Below are 7018 nucleotides of genomic sequence, written 5' to 3'. Positions count from 1 at the left end.
CAACAGATAGAATGGAGTGTGAGCGGGATTACAGGAAGATTTAAAGATAATCAGTTTCAGCCCACTTCTGTAGGCCAGGGTAAAATAATTGCCAAAGTAGGGAAATTAACAGCAGAGGTGGATATCCGTTCGTTAAGTTCTCCCGTAAAGCTTAGACTCAGTTCAGATAAGTTAGAGATACCTCTTGGAGAGAGCCAAACCCTTCAGGTAACAGGTTACGATGATCAGGGTTTCAAAGGGAAAATCGAGCAGGAAGATGTTCAGTGGGCAGTAAGGGGGAATATTGAAGGTTTCCAAGAGGGAATCATTAAAGCCGCTACTGTTGGTGCAGGATATATCGAGGCGGGGGTTGGGGACGTCCGTGCCTATACTGCTGTATCGATCTATGCAGATTCTACCGATGCAATATTTTCCTTTGAAGACGACCAGGCTTCTTTCCAAGCTAACCCGCAGATAGTCCAAGGTACTTTTCAGCTTTCCGCAGATCAGGTTCACGGAGGAAACACTTCAGGACAATTAGTCTATGACTTTATTGATGATAAAAGTTCAGGTGAAGCCTCGTTGGCTTTCACGGGAGCAGGGCTTTCCCTTGATGCTCACACTGCTAACTTAGCCGTCTGGATTTACAATACTCATGAAAATTCAAACCGGGTCCTCGGTGAAGTCCTGGATGACTCAGGAGAAAGACATCAGTTGGAAATGGTCCCAAAATTAGATTGGATAGGTTGGAAAAAAATAGAGGTTTCACTGGAAGACATTAAGAAGCCAACCAATCTTAAGAGACTCTATGTACAAAATGCAGATCCTGCTGAAGGCATTGGGGAGATTTATTTTGATGACCTTACGGCAAAGGTGGTAAATCATCCGCTCCTTGACCAAAGCGAAATACCTCAGGATTCAATGGTCCAAGATGGCGCTAATAGGACAACAGAGTTTGTTCCAGGTCCTGATAATTTTAAGTTTTCTGTATTTGGTAGCAAGCAGGAAAGCTATAATACTCTGGAAGAGCAATTGTTGAACAAAATGACAAGCTATATCAATGAAAATTTGGACATGGCAGCTTATACCGGAAGCCACGCCGCATCTGCTGTCAGAGATATGAAAAAACCTGCCCTAATAACTGGGACGGAATATAAAACCTCCAATTATAAGAACTCTAACTTTATTCAGTTGGATATCAGCAAAGGTGGACTTCGCAGAAGTGATCCGGAAGAATGGTTATGGTTGTTTAAGGAGCTGGACCAACAGACTGGCAGCAATGCTTTTATCGTCATGTCGGCTGCTCCTGCAACGTTTATTAATGCCAAAGAAGGTGAGTTGCTCAAGGATACGTTGGCCGAATATCGGGAGAAAACCGGAAAAAATGTCTGGGTTTTATATCAGGGAGATGTAAATCAAAGTGAACTGGATAGAGGAGTTCGGTATATTTCTTGTGCGGGTTTTAGTATCCCTGATTTTTCGCCGGAAAAGCCGACTGCAGCAAAATATCTTGAGGTGACGGTAATAGGTAATAATATAACCTACGAATTTAAAGATCTTTTGGGAGAGAGCACATCCCAATAGGGCCTTGTTTATCGGAATCAAAATGTACGCTGAAAACAATCAAAATGCTAAGCCAGTAAAAAGGAGTACTTTTCTATTGAGCCATCGTGAGAAAACGATGGCTTATTTGCGTTAGTTGGGGTCATTAAAAAGCAAAAGTATTTTCTTGACAGCTGAGATCTCCTGGAAATATAATGAACTATGTTATTTTATGTATGGTGTATATTAAATGAATAATGTACATATTTTTTATTAACTAAGTCTTTAATTGAGGTGAAAATTGCAATGAAATTAAGAGACAAACAAAAGGCGGAAGTAAAATCAGCCATCATACGAGCCGGTGAAGAGCTTTTCAGGACTAATGGGTTTGCGGAAACAACCATTGAGGAGATCACTAGCATGGCCGGGGTAGCAAGGGGAACCTTCTACAATTATTTTCAGACAAAAGAAGACTTAGCACTTGAGATACTTTACGAAACAGAAGAATTAACGACAAAGCAAGTTGACGACTTTTTTGCAACCACTTTAGGAACAGATCATCAAATTCAGGCAATTATTGCTAATGCTGTCGAGTGGACTATAAATAGACCAGAACTTGTCTTGGTCACCATGCTAGAAAAGATGAAGCGCGGACTAACACCAGAATATCCAAAAGGGCCTCTCCTCAGAAGGATGATAACCGAAGCCTTCGAACGTGGTCAGAACGCTGGAGCTGTAACAAGAGAACGACGTCCAGAGGAGCTTGCTCATGATATTGATGGGTTATATATAGTTCACATGGTGAGATGGTATCATTATGGTAAACAAAAAAACGACCTTTTATCCGATCTTCAATCCGCAGTTAACACCTATTTATCAGGTGCGCTGATAAACAGTGAGAAATCAATCTAAAAATTGAAGGAGGTAGAAAGTAATGTCTCTTTGGGAAGCTAAGGGGTTCTGGATGCGAGATAATATTCATTGGCCGAGACCGGTACACCCACTTTTTGTCTCTTATGGACTCCTTCCTGTCGAAATCGGGTCAGCTCGTGCTTATGAGGAATGGTCTATGCCTTCTCTTAAATGTGCCTATCTTGTTCTCCATGGCTATGTGTTTCAACGTATTGAACCTATTGGGGGAGAGACTCCGCCGATTATGGAACGGTTTCCGTTTCTCTTTCATTTGTGGCGAATTAATCCGAAGCTTCGCAGGAGGGTCTTGGGTTTTGAACAGTTTCTCAAGGAAAGAGGGTTTGAGAATCACATTCATGCCTGGAGGGATGTATGGGAGCCTGAAGCCCAGAGGCGTCTTGAGCCGATCCGAAATTTTGATCGCGCCAACGCGAGTTTAGAAGAACTGGCCATTCACCTTGATCAATGCTATGACTTTTTATGCTGGTCCTGGAATCCACATGTAAAAATTGTCGTGCTTTGTATGTATATACGCGGACGATGGCTGGAGGTATGTGAAAGACTTCTTAATTTGACAGACTTTGAAACTTACGAATTGGTACAGATTAATGATCCAGCAGTATTAAATACAACGAATCGTCTATTAACCTTGGCCCGGCGTGCTGCAGCAGACCCGAATGTTAGCGACATTTTGTCTTTACCTAGTGAAAATGCACTTCAGCAGCTATCCCATACTTGGTTTAAGGAAGAACTCGATCAATTCTTAGAAACTGAAGGAGATCGGCCTGCAGATAGTTTCGAATTCACACCCACATGGAGAGAAATGCCAGAGATCGTGGTTGGGATTATCAAGGGGTTAATGGACTCTGATGAATTTATGATCGAAGACTCTGATTTTCAAGCGTATCGGCTTGAGCGGATCAAGGAAATCCGCAGCACTTTAACGGGAGCGGATCGGGAAGAGTTCAACACCTGGCTCGAATTAGCAGAGCAAACTCTACCGTTAAGCGAAATCCATGACTACATTTTATGGACCGTTCCCCTTAGCCATACGCGTTATGATGCAATCGAGGCTGGCCGAAGATTGGTTCGGGATCGTATTCTTGATTGTCCGGAGGACACATTATTTCTATACCGTGAAGAATTGCTCTCAGCCCTAAGAGGAAACCACAATCTTGCTAGTTTAAAAGGACTGGTGGCTGAGAGGAAAGCTGAACATACTAAAAATTTCTCGTTAGTGCCGCCCCAAATCATTGGAAAAATGCCCATCGAACCCCCTTGGGATGTATTCCCTCCTATTGCAGCGGAGGGTATGAAGATTATTTTTAAACAAGCTTCTCTTATTGAAGCTGAGCAGGGAACGTCGTTGGAGCTATCACCTGAAGGGGAGTTGAAGGGTATCCCAGGTTCTCCAGGAGTTGCCGAAGGTCCCGTGCGTATTATTCATACGGCTGAGGAGTTTCAATTGGTTCAAGAAGGGGAGGTCTTAGTCTGTCCGTTTACTACTCCGACTTGGACGGTACTATTTCCGCGAGTAGCAGCGTTAATCACCGATTCTGGTGGAGCATTGTCCCACGCAGCAATCGTTTCTCGGGAATACAGACTTCCTTCGGTTGTCGGGACAATTAATGGAACAAAACTATTGCATAATGGGCAGCGTGTCCGTGTGGATGGAGCCGCTGGAAAGCTTCAAGTCCTAGATTGAAATAGTTGACGAGCAAGAACTGAATGGAGAATAATGGTATGAAATATGTGCGGTTAATTCAAGAATTAACAAGAGAAGACCTATTGTTAGCAGGTGGAAAAGGGGCTAATCTCGGTGAATTAATGTTGGCAGGAATGAAAGTGCCCCAGGGCTTTGTTTTGAGCGTTAAAGGGTACCGTCGTTGTATAGCGAAGGTCCATTTACCGAAAATTAATCTCAACGACCTACTAATTTTAGAAGATGTAACATCTAAGATTCAGATGGAAATAGAAAATGTTGACTTACCCGAAGAGGTAACGATAGAAGTCCTTGAAGCTTATCGAAGGATGGGCAGTCCTAAAGTTGCTGTTCGTTCCTCGGCTACGGCTGAAGATTTACCCGGTGCAAGTTTTGCTGGTCAACAGGAAACTTATCTTAATATCCGAGGGGAAAGAGCTGTTCTCGCAGCTATAAAAAGATGCTGGGGTTCACTTTGGTCGCCCCGAGCGGTGCAGTATCGTTCCTTACAAGGATTCGGAGAGAGTGAAGTCGCCCTTGCTGTTGTCATTCAGGAAATGGCACCTCATGAGGTCGCGGGAGTAGTCTTTACGGTTAATCCTCTTTCCAATGACTCAAGTGAGCTGCTCATTAACGCTGCTCACGGTGTCGGGGAGGCCTTGGTTCAAGGAGAAATCATTCCTGATCAATGGCTTGCCAGGCGCCCTGATGGTGCAGTTCTTAAATTCACTCCAGCTCCGAACAAGGGACAATTGCCTACCCCCTTCATTCGTACGGGGCGCCCTGCTCGGGGATGTTTAACTTCCCAACAGGTTCGAGAATTGGCCTGTCTATGTCTCCGGATAGAAGAGCATTTTAATGGAGTACCACAAGATATCGAGTGGAGCTATGGTTTAGGGGAGTTTTACCTGCTTCAAAGCAGACCCATTACTACGCTTCGGTTCTAATTGATTCATATATAATTCCATACTGGATTTTATCCATCAAACTAGGGATAGTAAAGTAACCAAAAGCTGGGTTTTCTTAATGTAAGGGAAACCGGCTTTTTATTTTCAGAGGATGTCGCACCAATGCAACCATACGTCGAGATTAGGAAGGTAAGAAGATTGGATAATTTACCAACCACATCTGGCACTATACGGAGCAAGGCGACCTCTTGTGTAAGGGACATCGTTACGGTATTCCGGCAAAAATGACAGAATTTTGCTTGACAGCAATCGTTTACGAGTGTAATATATTCCTTAATTACATCTGTAAACATAGCTTGTAAGGAGGTATATAACTGATGGAAAAACCTAATATATCTGATGCGGAATGGGAAGTTATGAAGATTTGTTGGTTGAAATCAGCCCCGTGTACCGCAAATGAGATTGTTAAGGCTTTAGAACAAACTACAGATTGGAAACCAAATACAATCAAGACGCTAATCGGAAGACTTGTGAAAAAGGGGGCACTTGGCTTTATAGAAGAGGGAAGGGTTTATATCTACAACCCGTTAGTGACAGAAGAAGAGTGTATCAAAGCTGAGAGTAAGTCTTTTCTTGCTCGTGTTTTTGGTGGAGCACTAAAACCTATGCTTGTTACCTTTCTTCAAGAAGAAAAACTTTCTCAGGACGACATTGAAGAACTAAAACGGCTCCTTGAAGAAAGGAAAGAGTGAAGATGTCTACTATACTGCAGGCGAATTATCTTAACTTTTTTAACTGGGTTTTGATTACATCAGCCAAAGCAAGCATTTTCATCATTTTTCTTATGGGCGTAAAATTTGTTTTTAGACATAAAATCGGGGCGCGCTTTCAGTATCTGCTATGGTCAGTGTTGATCATTGGTTTAATGCTGCCATGGACACCCAATAGTTCCGCAAGTGTTTATAATTATCTCGACTCTTCCCAGATACTACATATTATTGCATCGAACTTTGACGGAACTACACAGCCGTCCTTCACAAACGATGGAAATAAACAATTTGATTTGATCCAAACTAATGTTATGAATAGCAATTTCAACAAAGCCATTATAAGCACAAAAACCCAGATGCTAAATGACGATACCCCGTTCATTTATAAAGTAATGTGTTTTATATGGTTCTTGGGGGTTTTGATATTGACGGTTATCACCGTCATTGTTAACATAAGGTTTTCTCATAGAATTGAACATGCTTTGGTGACTGAACAAAGGTTGCTTTCAGAGTTCAATAAACTTAAAGCGGAATTGAAGATAACAGCAGAAATTTCTCTGCTTAAGTCGGAGTGCGTAAAAAGCCCATCGTTATTAGGCCTGATCCACCCCAGGTTACTTCTACCCATAGGGATTGAGCAAACATTTAGTCTAGAACAGATAAGCCATATATTTCTGCATGAGTTAATACATTACAAACGTAAGGATCTATGGATCAATTGGTTAACCCAAATATTGATCATCAGCCACTGGTTCAATCCTCTAATTTGGTACGCTTTTTACCGGATGCGGGAAGATCAAGAGATTTCGTGTGATGCTTTAGTAACATCTCGAATTGATGCTGAGCAATCTAGTAACTATGCCTATACTCTCGTCAAGCTAGCAGAGACATATTCTACAGCTCCCCGAATATCGAGCTTTGCAAGTTTGTGCGGCTCAAATTCACAAATCAAGAAGAGGCTTATCTCGCTTAGTAATAGAAAGCATCAACAGGCTTCGGCTAAATGGTCATTGTTAGGTGGTTTGATGATAGCATTGATGGCCTTTGCGACTTTTGCCAGTGCTCAAGTGGATGCAAACCCCGTTTTAGAAGACGGCCAAAAGAACAAGGTATCTCAAGGGAACAGTGGGGGACAAGTCGTTGGAGCTGCTAAGGGGGTTGTCGATAGTAGCTCGGGAATCATGGTCGAGGATATCACAGGACCA

5 protein-coding genes and 1 pseudogene are annotated in these 7018 nt (G+C 42.6%); all 6 read left to right on the top strand.

Going from position 1 to position 7018, the window contains the following annotated elements; translation table 11 throughout:
- Positions 1 to 1563, top strand: a pseudogene (locus DOT_RS00255) (phosphodiester glycosidase family protein); the annotation flags it as partial.
- A 264-nt stretch (positions 1564 to 1827) separates the two neighbouring features.
- Positions 1828 to 2433, top strand: coding sequence for a TetR/AcrR family transcriptional regulator (locus tag DOT_RS00250; protein WP_009612755.1), 606 nt, complete (start codon positions 1828 to 1830; stop codon positions 2431 to 2433).
- A 22-nt stretch (positions 2434 to 2455) separates the two neighbouring features.
- Positions 2456 to 4138 (top strand): PEP-utilizing enzyme, encoded by a 1683-nt coding sequence (locus tag DOT_RS00245; RefSeq protein ID WP_009612754.1) that lies wholly within the window; start codon positions 2456 to 2458, stop codon positions 4136 to 4138.
- 38 nt (positions 4139 to 4176) lie between these two features.
- Positions 4177 to 5082, top strand: a complete 906-nt coding sequence (locus DOT_RS00240) for a PEP/pyruvate-binding domain-containing protein (protein ID WP_009612753.1) — start codon at positions 4177 to 4179, stop codon at positions 5080 to 5082.
- A 335-nt stretch (positions 5083 to 5417) separates the two neighbouring features.
- Positions 5418 to 5795 (top strand): BlaI/MecI/CopY family transcriptional regulator, encoded by a 378-nt coding sequence (locus DOT_RS00235; protein ID WP_139024086.1) that lies wholly within the window; start codon positions 5418 to 5420, stop codon positions 5793 to 5795.
- Between the two features lie 2 nt (positions 5796 to 5797).
- Positions 5798 to 7018: M56 family metallopeptidase (locus DOT_RS00230; protein WP_009612750.1), on the top strand; the 1221-nt coding region annotated here is incomplete at its 3' end.

Origin of the sequence: Desulfosporosinus sp. OT, from assembly GCF_000224515.1 — a bacterium.
Taxonomy (GTDB): Bacteria; Bacillota; Desulfitobacteriia; order Desulfitobacteriales; family Desulfitobacteriaceae; genus Desulfosporosinus.
This window is presented reverse-complemented; position numbering and strand designations above follow the sequence as displayed.

What these genes read in the sequence shown, in the direction of transcription:
- DOT_RS00240 (WP_009612753.1), top strand. Translation starts at nt 4,177, where the DNA reads ATGAAATATGTGCGGTTAATTCAAGAATTAACAAGAGAAGACCTATTG.
- DOT_RS00250 (WP_009612755.1), top strand. Translation starts at nt 1,828, where the DNA reads ATGAAATTAAGAGACAAACAAAAGGCGGAAGTAAAATCAGCCATCATA.
- DOT_RS00245 (WP_009612754.1), top strand. Translation starts at nt 2,456, where the DNA reads ATGTCTCTTTGGGAAGCTAAGGGGTTCTGGATGCGAGATAATATTCAT.